The 14805-nt window shown below is 68.1% G+C and carries 12 protein-coding genes; 7 read left to right on the forward strand and 5 right to left on the reverse strand.

Annotation, left to right across the window (positions count from 1 at the left end):
• Positions 1-222: 222 nt before the first annotated feature.
• From C7416_RS28550 to C7416_RS28560, 3 genes are all read right to left on the reverse strand, one after another.
• Entirely contained in the window at positions 223-987 is a 765-nt protein-coding gene (locus tag C7416_RS28550) for a slipin family protein (RefSeq protein WP_111521980.1), read from the reverse strand.
• 2 nt (positions 988-989) lie between these two features.
• Entirely contained in the window at positions 990-2438 is a 1449-nt protein-coding gene (locus tag C7416_RS28555; RefSeq protein ID WP_111521981.1) for an NfeD family protein, read from the reverse strand.
• 84 nt (positions 2439-2522) lie between these two features.
• Complete coding sequence (locus C7416_RS28560; protein WP_111521982.1) at positions 2523-3422, reverse strand: LysR family transcriptional regulator; 900 nt, start codon at positions 3420-3422, stop codon at positions 2523-2525.
• 129 nt (positions 3423-3551) lie between these two features.
• On the opposite strand from C7416_RS28560, the gene C7416_RS28565 reads away from it, so the two are divergent.
• From C7416_RS28565 to C7416_RS28590, 6 genes are all read left to right on the forward strand, one after another.
• The gene (locus C7416_RS28565; protein ID WP_111521983.1) at positions 3552-4841 is read left to right on the forward strand and encodes a YbfB/YjiJ family MFS transporter; all 1290 of its coding nucleotides are present in this window, start codon (positions 3552-3554) and stop codon (positions 4839-4841) included.
• Positions 4842-4974: 133 nt separating this feature from the next.
• On the forward strand, positions 4975-5748 hold the full coding sequence (locus C7416_RS28570; RefSeq protein WP_111521984.1) for a class II aldolase/adducin family protein: 774 nt from the start codon (positions 4975-4977) through the stop codon (positions 5746-5748).
• Positions 5749-5804: 56 nt separating this feature from the next.
• Positions 5805-5993, forward strand: a complete 189-nt coding sequence (locus tag C7416_RS28575; protein WP_111521985.1) for a 4-oxalocrotonate tautomerase — start codon at positions 5805-5807, stop codon at positions 5991-5993.
• Positions 5994-6021: 28 nt separating this feature from the next.
• The gene (locus tag C7416_RS28580) at positions 6022-7053 is read left to right on the forward strand and encodes a threonine aldolase family protein (protein ID WP_111521986.1); all 1032 of its coding nucleotides are present in this window, start codon (positions 6022-6024) and stop codon (positions 7051-7053) included.
• A 54-nt stretch (positions 7054-7107) separates the two neighbouring features.
• On the forward strand, positions 7108-7692 hold the full coding sequence (locus tag C7416_RS28585) for an NUDIX hydrolase (protein ID WP_111521987.1): 585 nt from the start codon (positions 7108-7110) through the stop codon (positions 7690-7692).
• Positions 7693-7743: 51 nt separating this feature from the next.
• Positions 7744-7971, forward strand: a complete 228-nt coding sequence (locus C7416_RS28590) for a sulfurtransferase TusA family protein (protein WP_010813669.1) — start codon at positions 7744-7746, stop codon at positions 7969-7971.
• A 112-nt stretch (positions 7972-8083) separates the two neighbouring features.
• Here the strand turns inward: C7416_RS28590 and galU are convergent, their stop codons facing one another.
• The gene (gene galU / locus C7416_RS28595) at positions 8084-8974 is read right to left on the reverse strand and encodes a UTP--glucose-1-phosphate uridylyltransferase GalU (protein ID WP_025585208.1); all 891 of its coding nucleotides are present in this window, start codon (positions 8972-8974) and stop codon (positions 8084-8086) included.
• A 139-nt stretch (positions 8975-9113) separates the two neighbouring features.
• Complete coding sequence (locus C7416_RS28600; protein ID WP_111521988.1) at positions 9114-11981, reverse strand: valine--tRNA ligase; 2868 nt, start codon at positions 11979-11981, stop codon at positions 9114-9116.
• A gap of 253 nt (positions 11982-12234) precedes the next feature.
• Between C7416_RS28600 and C7416_RS28605 the strand changes: the two genes are divergently transcribed.
• Positions 12235-14583 carry a UvrD-helicase domain-containing protein gene (locus C7416_RS28605; RefSeq protein ID WP_111521989.1) on the forward strand — a complete coding sequence of 783 codons (2349 nt, stop codon included), beginning with the start codon at positions 12235-12237 and terminating at the stop codon, positions 14581-14583.
• Positions 14584-14805: the final 222 nt, after the last annotated feature.

The raw sequence follows: 14805 nt of genomic DNA on the forward strand, positions 1-14805 counted from the left end.
CGGCGTGCTGACCATATGGTTCAGCCGCTTCGAGATCGGCGAAATTAACCTGCACGCCGCTGCGGCGTGCAGGCCACAAACATCACCCAGGGACGAAACTTCCTGACCTCTACAATGTGTCCACCATGTCCTCGCACATGTGTCCACCATGTCCTCGGTCTATACATCCCGCAAGCGGGAGAGGGGAGTCACCCGCCGCAGGCAGTGCGGCAGTCTCCTTTCCTACTTCTCCGTGTTCCCCGTGGCGCTCCGCAGCGTCGTCAGCAAATCGATCGGCAGCGGAAACACGATGGTGGAGCTCTTGTCCCCCGCGATCTGCGTCAGCGTTTGCATATAGCGCAGCTGCATCGCCTGCGGCTGCCGCGCCAGCATCTGCGCCGCTTCCAGCAGCTTCTCCGAGGCCTGCAGTTCGCCTTCGGCGTGGATCACCTTGGCGCGCCGCTCGCGTTCGGCCTCGGCCTGGCGGGCGATGGCGCGGATCATGGTCTCGTTCAGGTCGACGTGCTTGATCTCGACGTTAGAGACCTTGATGCCCCAGCCGTCGGTCTGCGCGTCCAGTGCCTGCTGGATGTCGAGGTTGAGCTTCTCGCGCTCGGCCAGCATCTCGTCCAGCTCGTGCTTGCCCAGCACCGAGCGCAGCGTGGTCTGCGCCAGCTGGCTGGTGGCCTCGAGGAAGTTCGCCACCTGGATGATGGCCAGTTCGGGATCGACCACACGGAAGTACACCACCGCATTGACCTTGACCGAGACGTTGTCGCGCGAGATCACGTCCTGCGGCGGCACGTCCATCACCACCGTGCGCAGGTCGACCCGGACCATCTGCTGTACCGCCGGGATCAGCAGCACCAGTCCCGGGCCCTTGACCTTCCAGAAGCGCCCGAGCATGAACACCACGCCGCGTTCGTATTCGCGCAGCACGCGGAACGAGGTGATCACCAGCAGTGCCAGCAGGAAGATCACACCGCCGAAGCTGAATCCGTAGGCCATGGTCAGGCTCCCTTGTCGGGGGTCGGTTGGGAAGAGGAGGCCGGCGCGCTGCCGGCGGCGATCACGTCGAGCACCAGGCCACTGCGTCCCGTGACCAGCACCGGCGTGCCACGCGCCAGCGGGGTGGCGCTGCGCACGCGCCAGGTCTCGCCGCGCACGCTGGCCCAGCCTTCCTCGCGCAGGTCGTCGAGCAGCTCGCCGCGGCTGCCGACCAGGGTGTCGGCACCGCTGACCACCGGGCGCTTGCGCGAGCGCATCAGCATCGCCGACATGCCGAACACGAACACCGCCGACAGCGCCGACATCGCCGCCACCATCGGCAGCGGCACGCCGAAGCCCGGCACGTCGGTGTCGATCAGCATCACCGCGCCGAAGGCGAAGGCGATGATGCCGCCGACCCCCAGCGCGCCGAAGGTGGGCAGAAACAGCTCCGCCACCATGCAGCCGATGCCCAGCGCCACCAGCGCCAGCCCGGCGTAGTTGACCGGCAGCATGTGCAGCGCGAACAGTGCCAGCAGCAGGCAGATCGCGCCGACGATGCCGGGCACCACCATGCCCGGCGTGGAGAACTCGAAGATCAGCGCGTAGATGCCGATCATCATCAGCAACAGCGCCACGCTGGGCTCGGTAATCACGGCCAGGAAGCGGTTGCGCCAGTCCGGCTCCAGCGTCACCGAAGGGGCGTTGCGCGTCTGCAGCGTGCTGGCCTTGCCGCCGGCGGTGGTCAGCTTGCGCCCGTCGAGCTGGCGCAGCAGCGCGGGCAGGTCGGCCGCGACCACATCGATCACGCGCTGCGCCAGCGCCTCGTCGGCCGACAGGCTGACCGATTCGCGCACCGCGCGCTCGGCCCATTCGGCGTTGCGCCCGCGCAGCTGCGCCAGGCCGCGGATATAGGCGGAGGCGTCGTGCAGCTGCTTGCGCGCCATGGTGTCGCCGCTGGCAGGCGCGCTGGCCGGGGCCGACGCCGGGCTGGCGCCGGGCAGGGCGTCGGGCTTCTGCGGGCCGCCGATGCCGACCTGCACCGGCGTCGCCGCGCCCAGGTTGGTGCCTGGCGCCATCGCCGCGAGATGGCTGGCGTAGAGAATGTAGGTGCCGGCGCTGGCCGCGCGCGCGCCGCCCGGAGAGACATAGCTGGCCACTGGCACCGGCGAGGCCAGGATCGCCTGGATGATGTCGCGCATCGACGCATCCAGCCCGCCCGGCGTATCCATTTCCAGCACCACCAGCTGCGCGCCGGCTTCGCGGGCGCGCGCCATGCCGCGCAGGATAAAGCTGGCGCTGGCCGGGCTGACCGCGCCTTTCAGCGGGATCACGTATACCGGCGCGGTGGCGGTGGCCGTGCCAGCCGGCGGGGCCGCGGCGCCGCTGCCGCCGAAGGCAAGCGCGCAGCATGCCAGCGCCAGGCTGGACAGCAGCCGGAAGGCCCGCAGCAACGCGGAAGCAGGGTTCATGGCAGGAGCAGGGCAGGCAAGGTGCCGTGGTGGCGCCACTTCAAGTGTAGGCCACCGGGCACATCTTGCACGCGGCCCCGCGGGTCAGGCCGCCGCCAGTTCGGGACCCGCCGAGCCGGGCGGTGCGGGCGTGAGTTCGGGCAGGGCCTCGACCAGCGCATGCAGCGCGGCGCTGGCCATCGACGGCTGCCACGCCAGCAGCGTGCGCACCCGGCCCGCGGCGCCCAGGCTGTGCTGCCGGATGGCGGGCAGGTCGCGGTACAGGCCCAGCACGGAGCGCGGCACGATCGCCGCGCCGATGCCGGCTGCGACGCAGGCGACGATGGCATGGTAGGAGCTGAGCTGCAGCACGCGCGGCGTCGGCGCGGGGCCGCTGCCGTACCAGGTCTCGAGCCGCGCGCGATAGTTGCAGCCCGGCTCGAACGCCAGCAGCGTCGGCACCTCGAGGTCGGCCGCGCCGCGCACCGGGCGATGCTGCTCGCGCGTGATCACCACCAGCTCTTCCTCGAACACCGGCACCGCGCGCAGCGCCGGATCGGCCAGCGGCTCGGCGACGAAGGCGCAGTCGACCTCGAAGCGTGCCAGCGCGTCGAACGCCTGCCGCGTCGCCAGCGTCACCAGTTCCAGCTGTACCTCGGGCCAGGCCTGGTGATACGCGGCCAGCACCTGGGGCAGGCGGCTCGCGGCGGTGCTTTCCATCGAGGCAATGCGCAGGCGGCCATGCGGCCGCGCCGGCAACACCGCGTGGCGCGCCTCTTCGGTCAGCGTCAGGATGCGGCAGGCGTAATCGAACAGGGTCTGGCCCGACGGCGTCAGCACCATGCGGCGGCCGTCGCGCACGAACAGCTCGACGCCCAGCGACTGCTCCAGCTGGCGGATGCGGGTGGTGACATTGGACTGCACCCGGTGCAGCCGCTCGGCCGCGCGGGTGACGCCTCCGGCTTCGACGACGGCGCGGAAAATCTCAAGCGCGGCAAGATCCATGGCCGGCCCCACAGTTATTCATCAGATTTCAGAATGGCTGGCATCTTGATAATTCATGTTTCAAGATGCTTATGGCAGCGTAGCATACAGAAATCGCAGCGCAACCGCTGCCACCACCGTCCATTGCTCATGCCGATCCCCCGCCCCCTCCAGTCCGAACATCCCGCCGTGGCGGCCGCCGCGCCACGCCGCGAGGCCGGCCCGCTCGCGGTGGCGCTGGCCGGGCTGGTGTCGCTGGCGGTGGCGATGGGCATCGGCCGCTTCGCCTTCACCCCGCTGCTGCCGATGATGTTGCATGACGGCATGGTCACGCTGGCCCAAGGCGGCTGGCTGGCGACGGTGAACTACATCGGTTATTTCATCGGCGCCGCGGTGTGCATGTTTATCCAGCCCGATGCGGCGCGCATGGTGCGCTGGGGCCTGGTGGCCACGGTGCTGCTGACGCTGGGCATGGCCCTGCCGGGCGGCATGCCGGCGTGGTCGCTGTGGCGCGCCGCCGCGGGCGTGGCCAGCGCCCTGGCGATGGTCTACACCGCCGCCTGGTGCCTGCAGCGGCTGGCCGAGCTGGGCCGGCCGGAGCTGGCCGGGTTGATCTTCTGCGGTCCCGGCCTGGGCATCGTGGTTACCGGGCTGGGCGTATCCAGCATGGTCGGCGCGGGCTGGCATGCCGACCATGGCTGGCTCGCGTTCACCGCGCTGGCGGCGGTGCTGGTGGCGGTGGTCTGGCGCATTTTCGTCGCGCCGGCCGCGGTGGCGGCAGCGGTGCCGTGCGCGGGGCCCGCGGAAACCGATGCCGATACCGGCACGGCGCGGCTCCATGCCGAGGCCTGGATGCTGACGCTGGCCTACGGCCTGGCCGGCTTTGGCTACATCATCACGGCGACCTTCCTGCCGGTGATCGCGCACCAGGCGCTGCCGGGCACGGTGTGGGCCGACCTGTTCTGGCCGATCTTCGGCGCGGGCGTGGCGGTGGGCGCGTTCCTGGCGACGCGGGTCGGCATGGGGCACGACAACCGCAAGCTGCTGGCGCTGCTGTATGGCATGCAGGCGCTCGGCGTGGCGATTGCGGTGGTGTTGCCGAGCGTCGCCGGTTTTGCCCTCAGCAGCCTGCTGGCGGGCCTGCCGTTCACCGCGCTGGTGGCGTTCGCGATGCGCGAGGCGCGGCGGCTGTGGGGGCCGCGGGCACCGCGGCTGATGGGCCTGATGACCGCGTCCTACGGCCTCGGCCAGATCGCCGGCCCGCCGCTGGCGACCGCGCTGGTGGCGCGCAGCGGCGGCTTCGCCGGGTCGCTGGCGTGCGCAGCGGCGGCACTGGCGCTGGGCGCGCTGGTGTTCGCGTGGATGCGCCGCGCGTGGCCGCTGCCAGCGGTCGGGGAGTCGGCAAGCAGGGGCCCGGGCCCGGCCGCCAAGGTGCGCTAAAGTATCGCCTTTGCCGTCCGGCGCGCCGCGCGATGGATTGCGGCCGGGTCAGCCGGCATCGCGGTCCAGCGGCGCGGCACAGAAGGCCGGGCCGTACCCGGCACGCCAGACCGGGCGGCGCAGGAGCGACCCCATGTCTTTTGCCTTGCAGCCCGCGCGCGCCGCGGGCGCTTCCCATCCCGTCTCGGCCGAAGAGCAGCGCGTGCGCGTCGACCTGGCCGCGGCCTATCGCCTGGCCGCGCGCGAGGGCTGGGATGACCTGATCTACACCCATATCTCGGCCACGGTGCCGGGCGAGCCGGATCACTTCCTGATCAACCCGTTCGGCTTTGCCTTCGACGAGATCCGCGCCAGCGACCTGGTCAAGATCAACGGCCGCGGCGAAGTCGTCGGCGACACCGTGCATCCGGTCAACGTGACCGGCTTCGCGCTGCACGCCGCGGTGCATGCCGCGCGCGCCGATGCGATGTGCGTGATGCACCTGCATAACACCGCCGGCATCGCGGTGTCGGCGCAGGCGGCGGGGCTGCTGCCGCTGTCGCAGCATGCCATGCGTTTCCATGGCCGCATCGCCTACCACGACTACGAGGGCCTGGCCTTCACCCCGGCCGAGGGCGCGCGGCTGACCGCATCGCTGGGCACGCATCCGGCCATGCTGTTGCGCAACCACGGCACGCTGACGGTGGGCCGCACGGTGGCCGAGGCCTATGTGCTGATGGCGACGCTGATCAAGGCCTGCGAAATCCAGATTGCGGCGCAGGCCGGCGGCGCGCTGGTGCAGCCCGACGCCGCCGTGGCGGACAAGACTTCGGCGCAGCTCCATGACGATGGCGCGGTCGAGGGCGTGCTGGAATGGCCCGCGCTGCTGCGCAAACTGGATAGAATCGATCCTTCCTACCGGGACTGAAGGGAAACGCCGTCCCCGCCCGGACCACAACAATCAATCAAGCACAGGAGCAATGTATGCCGACTTTCCACGTCGAAATGTTTGAAGGCCGCACCATCGAGCAGAAGCGCAAGTTTGTCGAGGCAGTGACCCGCGTCAGCTGCGAAACGCTGGGCTGCTCGCCGTCGGCGGTCGACATCATCATCACCGATATCAAGCGCGAGAACTGGGCCACCGGCGGCGAGCTGTGGGCCGACAAGAAGTAAGGCGCCAGGCCGCTCCGCACTGAACACCATGCAGCACTTCGCCTCCGACAACTACGCCGGCTTCTGCCCGGAATCGCTCAAGTATTTCCTGGAAGCCAACGGCAGCGGCCATGAGCAGGCCTATGGCGACGACAGCTGGACGCAGAAGGTCTGCGACCGGATCCGCGACCTGTTCCAGACCGATTGCGAAGTGTTCTTCGTGTTCAACGGCACCGCGGCCAACTCGCTGGCGCTGTCGGCGCTGTGCCAGTCGTACCACTCGGTGATCTGCCACGAGCTGGCGCATATCGAGACCGACGAATGCGGCGGGCCGGAATTCTTCTCCAACGGCTCCAAGCTGCTGACCGCGCCGGGCGAGCACGGCAAGCTCACGCCCGATGCGGTCGAGGCGCTGGTCACGCGCCGCGCCGACATCCATTACCCCAAGCCCAAGGTGGTGTCGCTGACGCAATCGACCGAAGTCGGCACCGTCTACAGCGTCGAAGAGGTGCGCGCCATCGCCGCCATCGCCAAGCGCCGGCAGCTGCGCGTGCACATGGACGGCGCGCGCTTTGCCAACGCGGTGGCGTCGCTGGGCGTGCATCCTTCCGAAATCACCTGGCGCGCCGGCGTCGACGTGCTGTGCTTCGGCGGCACCAAGAACGGGCTGCCGGTGGGCGAGGCAGTGGTGTTCTTCGACCGCCGCCTGGCCGAGGACTTTGCCTACCGCGTCAAGCAGGCCGGACAGCTGGCGTCGAAGATGCGCTTCATCTCCGCGCCGTGGCTGGGTTTGCTCGAGAACGACGTGTGGTTGGCCAACGCGCGCCATGCCAATGCGATGGCGCAACTGCTGCAGCAGCGCATCCGCGACATCCCGGGCGTGCGCATCATGTTCCCGACCCAATCCAATGCGGTCTTCGCCGAGCTGCCGTTGCCGGCGATCGAGGCGCTGCGCGCAAAGGGGTGGCGCTTCTACACCTTTATCGGCGCGGGCGGCTGCCGCTTCATGTGTTCATGGGACCTGCAGCCGCAGACCGTCGAAGCACTGGCCGCCGACATGCGCGCTGCCTGCGGCGCGTAGCGGGGCCGAATCCCGCCATCCTCATACTGATAACGACGAGACACAGGAGCCCCCATGACCTACCGATTCTGCCCGCAGTGCGGCGCGCCGCTCGAGCTGCTGCCGCTGTCCGGGCGCGAACGCCACGCCTGCGTGCAGCAGGACTGCGGCTTCGTGCACTGGAACAACCCGCTGCCGGTGCTGGCGGCGGTGGTGGAGTACCAGGACAAGCTGCTGCTGGCGCGCAACGCCGCGTGGCCGGAAAAGATGTTTGCGCTGGTGACGGGCTTCCTGGAGCGCGACGAGCCGCCCGAGCTGGGCGTGGCGCGCGAACTGAAGGAAGAGACCAACCTCGATACCGAGTCGGTCGCGCTGATCGGCGTCTACGAGTTCATGCGCAAGAACGAGCTGATCATCGCCTATCACGTCAAGGCGACCGGCACCGTCGAATTGTCCGAGGAACTGGCAGAGTACAAGCTGGTGGCGCCCGAGGAAGTGCGCGTGTGGTCGGCCGGAACCGGCTTCGCGGTGGCCGACTGGCTTGCCGCCCGCGGCTACCCGGTGCGCTTCTTCGACCGCCAGACCGGCGCCGACATTCCGGACCCGCGCCGCCCCCACGACTTCAGCCAGGTCGGGGCTTCGCTACAATACCGCTGGTAAGGCCGGTTTTTCAGCCGGCCTCCAGCCCCCAAGCATCAGAGGAAGAGACGAATGGAGTTCCAGAAAGAAGTGGACGCGCGCGGCCTGAACTGCCCGCTGCCGATCCTGCGCACCAAGAAGGCCCTGGCCGACATGGCCAGCGGCGACGTGCTCAAGGTGCTGGCCACCGATCCCGGCGCCACCCGCGATTTCCAGGCCTTTGCCAAGCAGACCGGCAACGAGCTGCTGTCGCACTCGGAAGTGGACAAGGTATTCGTGTTCTACATGCGCCGTCGCTGATCGGTTGCTGCCGTTCCCGCCCGCGCGGCAGGGAGCGCCCGGCCGGCGCCGTGCGCCCATAAGGAAAAAGCCGCTCGAAAGCGGCTTTTTCTTCGTGCCCGCGACGGCGAGCTCAGCGGCCCAGGCCGTTCAGGTGTTCGCGAGATTCCAGGTAGGCGCTGAAATCGGTGCCCACTTCGGGGTGCTTCAGCGCGAACTCGACGGTCGCCTTGAGGTAGCCCAGCTTGCTGCCGCAGTCATAGCGGCGGCCCTGGTAGCGGTAGGCCAGCACCTGCTCCTGGCCCAGCAGCGACTGGATCGCGTCGGTCAGCTGCAGCTCGCCGCCGGCACCGGGCTTGAGCTCGCGCAGGTGGTCGAAGATGCGCGGCGTCAGGATGTAGCGGCCGACCACGCCAAGGTTGGAGGGCGCGTCTTCCGGCGCCGGCTTTTCGACGATGCCCGAGACCTTGATCACGTCGTCGTCCCATTCGCGGCCATCGATCACGCCGTAGGAGCGGCTCTGCTCGGGCGTGATTTCCTCGACGCCCAGCACCGAGCAGTTGTAGTGGTTGAAGGCATCCACCATCTGCTTCATCACCGGCGGGTTGCCGTCGATCAGGTCGTCGGCCAGCATCACCGCGAACGGGGTGTCGCCCACCAGCTTGGCCGCGCACAGCACCGCGTGGCCCAGGCCCAGCGCCTCTGGCTGGCGCACGTAGTAGCACTCGACGTTGGCCGGCTTGATCGAGCGCACCACGTCCAGCAGCGCCTGCTTGTTCTTGGCCTCGAGCTCGACTTCCAGTTCGAAGGCCTTGTCGAAATGGTCCTCGATCGCGCGTTTGGAGCGGCCCGTGACGAAGATCATCTCGGTAATGCCGGCGGCCATGGCTTCTTCCACGGCGTACTGGATCAGCGGCTTGTCCACCACCGGAAGCATTTCCTTGGGGCTGGCCTTGGTGGCTGGCAGGAAGCGGGTGCCCAGGCCCGCAACCGGGAACACAGCCTTGGTGACGCGATTTTCCATATCAGGTGTACCTCTCAGATTCCAGTCCATAACCCTGCCAGCCAGCGTGGGCGCCGTCTGTCCGGTTCTGTCCGACGATGCCGCACAGAACCCCCGGCCGGCAGGGGCGTGATGCAGGCCGCCTGACTGACCCCTAGGGTCAGGCCGGCAGCCGCTGCAGCTGGCCCTGCAGCTTGGCCAGCGTCTGCTCGAAATCGGACAGGCGCTGCGTCTCTTGCGCCACCACCGCGGGCGGTGCCTTGGCGACAAAGCTCTCGTTCGACAGCTTGGCGCGGCACTTGCCGATTTCGCCACCGATGCGTTCGACTTCCTTCGACAGGCGCGCGCGCTCGGCGGCGACATCGATCTCGATCTTCAGCAGCAGGTGGTTGCCCCCGGCAATGGCGACCGGCGCACCGGCGCCCTCCGCTTGCAGGGAGGCTTCATCTTCGAAGACCCGCACCTCCGAAAGTTTCGCCAGCGCCTGGATATGTGCGCTCGCCGCCTTCAGGAAGGCGCTGTCGCCCTGCGCATACAGGGGGATGCGCTGGGCCGGCGAGATGTTCATTTCGCCGCGCAGATTCCGGCACGCGTCGATCACTTCCTTCAGGCGCGCAACCCACTGCTCGGCATTCTCGTCGATCTTGGCGACGGCGGGCAGCGGATACGGCTGCAATGCGATGGTTTCCGCACCATCGCCGCCGGCGCGTCCGGCCAGCGGGGCCACCTTCTGCCACAGCTCCTCGGTGATGAACGGGATCACCGGATGCGCCAGGCGCAGCACGGTTTCGAGCACGCGTAGCAGGGTGCGGCGGGTGGCGCGCTGCTGGGCCTCGGTGCCGTTCTGGATCTGCACCTTGGCCAGTTCCAGGTACCAGTCGCAGTACTCGTCCCAGACGAACTTGTAGATGGCGTTGGCGATATTGTCGAAGCGGTATTCGGCGAAGCCCTTTTCGACCTCGGCCTCGACACGCTGCAGCAGCGACACGATCCAGCGGTCCGCCTGCGAGAAATCGAGATAGCCGTCCGGGCCGCAGTCCTGGTTGCACGGGCCCATGCCGCAGTCATGGCCCTCGGTGTTCATCAGCACGAAGCGGGTGGCGTTCCACAGCTTGTTGCAGAAGTTGCGGTAGCCCTCGCAGCGGCCGGTATCGAAGTTGATGTTGCGCCCGAGCGTGGCCAGCGAGGCGAAGGTGAAGCGCAGCGCGTCGGCGCCGAAGGCCGGAATGCCCTCGGGGAATTCCTTCTTCGTCTTCTTCTCGATCTTGGGCGCGTCCTTGGGCCGGCGCAGGCCGGTGGTGCGCTTCTTCAGCAGCGTGTCGAGGTCGATGCCGTCGATCAGGTCGACCGGGTCGAGCGTGTTGCCCTCGGACTTGCTCATCTTCTTGCCTTCCGAATCGCGCACCAGGCCGTGCACGTAGACGGTGTGGAAGGGCACCTTGCCGGTGAAGTGCTTGGTCATCATGACCATGCGCGCCACCCAGAAGAAGATGATGTCGTAGCCGGTGACCAGCACCGACGACGGCAGGAAGTGCTTCAGTTCAGGGGTTTCTTCAGGCCAGCCCAGCGAGGAGAATGGCACCAGCGCCGACGAGAACCAGGTGTCGAGCACGTCTTCCTCGCGGCGCAGCGCGCCGGTGCTGCCGGCGGCCTTTGCCTTGGCGGCGGCTTCTTCCTCGGTGCGGCCGACGAAGCAGTTGCCGGCATCGTCGTACCACGCCGGGATCTGGTGGCCCCACCACAGCTGGCGCGAGATGCACCAGTCCTGGATATTGCCCAGCCACTGGTTGTAGGTGCTGATCCAGTTCTCCGGCACCAGCTTGATCTCGCCGCTCTGCACGGCCTCGAGCGCGACCTCGGCGATCGAGCGGCCGGGGTAGAAGGTGCCTTCCGGCGCCGGCTTGCTCATGGCGACGAACCACTGGTCGGTCAGCATCGGCTCGATCGCGCTGCCGGTGCGCTCGCTGCGCGGGGTCATCAGCTTGTGCTTCTTGACGTCTTCCAGCAGGCCCTGCTTGTCGAGGTCGTCGACGATGGCCTTGCGCGCGTCGAAGCGGTCCAGGCCGGCATAGGCGGCGGGGGCGTCGGCAACGATCTTCGCGTCCAGCGTCAGGATCGACAACTGCGGCAGGTTGTGGCGCAGGCCCACCGCATAGTCGTTGAAGTCGTGGCCCGGCGTGACCTTGACCACGCCGGTGCCGAACTCGCGGTCGACGTATTCGTCGGCGATCACCGGGATCTGGCGGCCGGTCAGCGGCAGGTGCACCGACTTGCCGATCAGGTGCGCGTAGCGCTCGTCTTCCGGATGCACCATCACGGCGACGTCGCCGAGCATGGTTTCCGGACGCGTGGTGGCCACGGTCAGGTGGGTCAGGCCGCCCTTGGCGTCGGCCTCGACCAGCGGATAGCGGATATGCCACAGCGAACCTTCTTCCTCGACGCTGTCGACTTCCAGGTCCGACACTGCGGTGCCCAGCACCGGGTCCCAGTTGACCAGGCGCTTGCCGCGGTAGATCAGGCCCTGCTCGTACAGCCGCACGAACACCTCGGTGACCGCCTTCGACATCTCCGGCGACATGGTGAAGTACTCGCGGCTCCAGTCGATCGACGCGCCCATGCGCCGCACCTGGCGCGTGATGGTCGAGCCCGACTCTTCCTTCCAGGCCCACACCTTCTCGGTGAACTTCTCGCGGCCGAGGTCATGGCGCGACACGCCCTGGCCCTCGAGCTGGCGCTCCACCACGATCTGGGTGGCGATGCCGGCGTGGTCGGTGCCCGGGACCCACAGCGTGTTGGCGCCCAGCATGCGCGCGTGGCGGGCCAGGCCGTCCATGATGGTCTGGTTGAAGGCATGGCCCATGTGCAGCGTGCCGGTCACATTGGGCGGCGGCAGCTGGATCGCGAAGTCCGGGCGGGCGGGGTCGAAGGTGGGCTTGGCGATGCCGCGCTTCTCCCACTCGGGGCCCCATTTCGCCTCGATGGCGGCGGGTTCGAAGCTCTTGGCAAGCGATTGGTCTTGGGCGGTCATGCTGGGATGTCGAGGTTGGCGTCTGGGTGCGTGGCAGGTGCGGTGGCCTGCGCCTGGCGATCGCTGGCGGCCTGCGAGGACCGGCCTGGCGCCAGTGAAACCACAAATTATACGGGGGCGGGCGGCCGGTGCCTATTTCGTGGCCGGAGCCGGCCGGCCGCGCCCAGCAAGCGCGCGCCGGCGCGCGGCCGGATGTGATTTATGGAACAGGGGCCCCCGGTATAATTGCGGGCGATTCCACTAGGCCTTTCCGATGTCCGACCTGCTCGCCAACCTGAACGCCGAACAACTAGCCGCCGTCACCCTGCCCGACGAACCGGCGCTGATCCTGGCGGGCGCGGGCAGCGGCAAGACCCGCGTGCTGACCACGCGCATTGCCTGGCTGCTGCAGAACGGCCGGGTCTCGCCGGCGGGCATCCTGGCTGTGACCTTTACCAACAAGGCCTCGAAGGAAATGCAGACGCGGCTGCAGTCGATGCTGCCGATCAACACCCGCGGCATGTGGATCGGCACCTTCCATGGCCTGTGCAACCGCATGCTGCGCGCGCATTTCCGCGACGCCGGGCTGCCCCAGACCTTTGCCATCCTCGACAGCCAGGACCAGCTGTCGGCGCTGAAGCGGCTGCTCAAGTCGCTCAACGTCGACGACGAAAAGTACCCGGCCAAGAACCTGCAGTACTTCATCAACAACGCCAAGGAGCAGGGCCTGCGCCCGGCCGACGTCGAGGCCAACGACGACTTCAACAAGCGCTTCGTCGACCTCTACGCCGCCTACGACATGCAGTGCCAGCGCGAGGGCGTGGTCGACTTCGCCGAGCTGCTGCTGCGCTGCTACGAGCTGCTGCGCTACAACGACGCCATCCGCCAGCACTACCAGCACCGCTTCCGCCACGTGCTGGTCGACGAGTTCCAGGACACCAACGTGCTGCAGTACCAGTGGCTCAAGCTGCTGGCCGGCCACGGCACGCAGAACCCGGCCGCGGTCTTTGCCGTGGGCGACGACGACCAGAGCATCTATGCCTTCCGCGGCGCCAATGTCGGCAACATGCGCGACTTCGAGCACGAGTTCCGCGTGCGCCGGCTGATCAAGCTGGAGCAGAACTACCGCTCGCACGGGCATATCCTCGATTCGGCCAACCACCTGATCTCGCACAACGCGCGCCGCCTCGGCAAGAACCTGCGCACCGACGCCGGACACGGCGAGCCGGTGCGGGTGTTCCAGGGCGGCTCCGATGGGCAGGAAGCCGCCTGGATCATCGAGGAGATCCGCGACCAGATCGCGCAGGGCGCCAGCCGCGCCGAGATCGCCATCCTGTACCGCAGCAATGCGCAGTCGCGCGTGATCGAGCACGCGCTGTTCTCGGCCGGCATCCCGTACCGCGTCTACGGCGGCCTGCGCTTCTTCGAGCGCGCCGAAATCAAGCACGCGCTGGCCTACCTGCAGTTGCTGGAGAACCCGCGCAACGACGCCGCCTTCGGCCGCGTGGTCAACTTCCCGGCGCGCGGCATCGGCGCGCGCTCGCTCGAAGTGCTGCAGGACATGGCGCGCCAGTACGACTGCGCGCTGGCCGAGGCAGTGGCCTACGTGCCCGGCGCGGCCGGCAGCAAGCTGGCCGCGTTCACGCGGCTGATCGACCAGATGCGCGCCGACACGCGCCGCCTGACGCTGGCCGAGACCGTCGAATACGTGATCAACCACAGCGGCCTGATCACGCATTACCAGGGCGAGAAAGAGGGCCAGGACCGCATCGAGAACTTGCAGGAACTGGTGACCGCGGCGCAGGCCTTCGTGGTCGAGGAGGGCTATGGCCTCGAAGCGCTGGCCGCGGTGATCCCGGCCGACCGCGGTCCCGCCACGCCGGTGCTGGCCGACGGCGACCAGTCACAGCAGCTGCTCGACCCCGAGGCGCTGCCGGTGGTGATGACGCCGCTGGTCGCGTTCCTGACCCACGCTTCGCTCGAGGCCGGCGACAACCAGGCCCAGGCCGGCCAGGACGCGGTGCAGATGATGACCGTGCACGCGGCCAAGGGGCTGGAGTTCGACGTGGTCTTTATCAGCGGGCTGGAGGAAGGACTGTTCCCGCACGAGAACAGCATGATGGACCCCGATGGCCTGGAAGAAGAGCGCCGGCTGATGTACGTGGCGATCACGCGTGCGCGCAAGCGGCTCTACATGTCGTTCGCGCAAAGCCGCATGCTGCACGGCCAGACCCGCTACCACGTGCGCTCGCGCTTCTTCGAGGAATTGCCCGAGACCTCGCTCAAATGGCTGACCCCGCCGGCGCAGAGCTACGGCGGCGTGCGCCGCCAGGAACGCGACAATGCCTGGGGCCGCGACTGGTTCCGCAAGCCCGAGGACGTGCCCTATACCGGCACCAAGCCGACCGGCGGCATGGACAACGGCAACGGCTATGCCGATGCCAAACGCGAGGCCGGCACCGGCTTCCGCGTCGGCCAGTCGGTGTTCCACAACAAGTTCGGCGAAGGCGTGATTACCGCGCTGGAAGGCGAGGGCACCGATGCGCGCGCCAATATCAACTTCAAGCGGCATGGCGCGAAGTGGCTGGCGCTGGCGGTGGCAAAGCTGGATGCGATCGATTGAGGTGGCGCGCGGTCTCGGGTCCTGCTGGTTTTTGCTCCCCTCTCCCGCGCGCGGGATGTATAGACCGAGGACATGGTGGACACATGTGCGAGGACATGGTGGACACATTGTAGAGGTCAGGAAGTTTCGTCCCTGGGTGATGTTTGTGGCCTGCACGCCGCAGCGGCGTGCAGGTTAATTTCGCCGATCTCGAAGCGGCTGAACCATATGGTCAGCACGCCG

Origin of the sequence: Cupriavidus phytorum (assembly GCF_003254285.1) — a bacterium.
Classification (GTDB): Bacteria; Pseudomonadota; Gammaproteobacteria; order Burkholderiales; family Burkholderiaceae; genus Cupriavidus; species Cupriavidus phytorum.

Coding starts and splice junctions, on each gene's coding strand:
- C7416_RS28565 (WP_111521983.1), top strand. CDS start 3,552: ATGCCGATCCCCCGCCCCCTCCAGTCCGAACATCCCGCCGTGGCGGCC.
- C7416_RS28560 (WP_111521982.1), bottom strand. CDS start 3,422: ATGGATCTTGCCGCGCTTGAGATTTTCCGCGCCGTCGTCGAAGCCGGA.
- C7416_RS28575 (WP_111521985.1), top strand. CDS start 5,805: ATGCCGACTTTCCACGTCGAAATGTTTGAAGGCCGCACCATCGAGCAG.
- C7416_RS28555 (WP_111521981.1), bottom strand. CDS start 2,438: ATGAACCCTGCTTCCGCGTTGCTGCGGGCCTTCCGGCTGCTGTCCAGC.
- C7416_RS28550 (WP_111521980.1), bottom strand. CDS start 987: ATGGCCTACGGATTCAGCTTCGGCGGTGTGATCTTCCTGCTGGCACTG.
- C7416_RS28590 (WP_010813669.1), top strand. CDS start 7,744: ATGGAGTTCCAGAAAGAAGTGGACGCGCGCGGCCTGAACTGCCCGCTG.
- C7416_RS28600 (WP_111521988.1), bottom strand. CDS start 11,981: ATGACCGCCCAAGACCAATCGCTTGCCAAGAGCTTCGAACCCGCCGCC.
- C7416_RS28570 (WP_111521984.1), top strand. CDS start 4,975: ATGTCTTTTGCCTTGCAGCCCGCGCGCGCCGCGGGCGCTTCCCATCCC.
- C7416_RS28580 (WP_111521986.1), top strand. CDS start 6,022: ATGCAGCACTTCGCCTCCGACAACTACGCCGGCTTCTGCCCGGAATCG.
- galU (WP_025585208.1), bottom strand. CDS start 8,974: ATGGAAAATCGCGTCACCAAGGCTGTGTTCCCGGTTGCGGGCCTGGGC.
- C7416_RS28605 (WP_111521989.1), top strand. CDS start 12,235: ATGTCCGACCTGCTCGCCAACCTGAACGCCGAACAACTAGCCGCCGTC.
- C7416_RS28585 (WP_111521987.1), top strand. CDS start 7,108: ATGACCTACCGATTCTGCCCGCAGTGCGGCGCGCCGCTCGAGCTGCTG.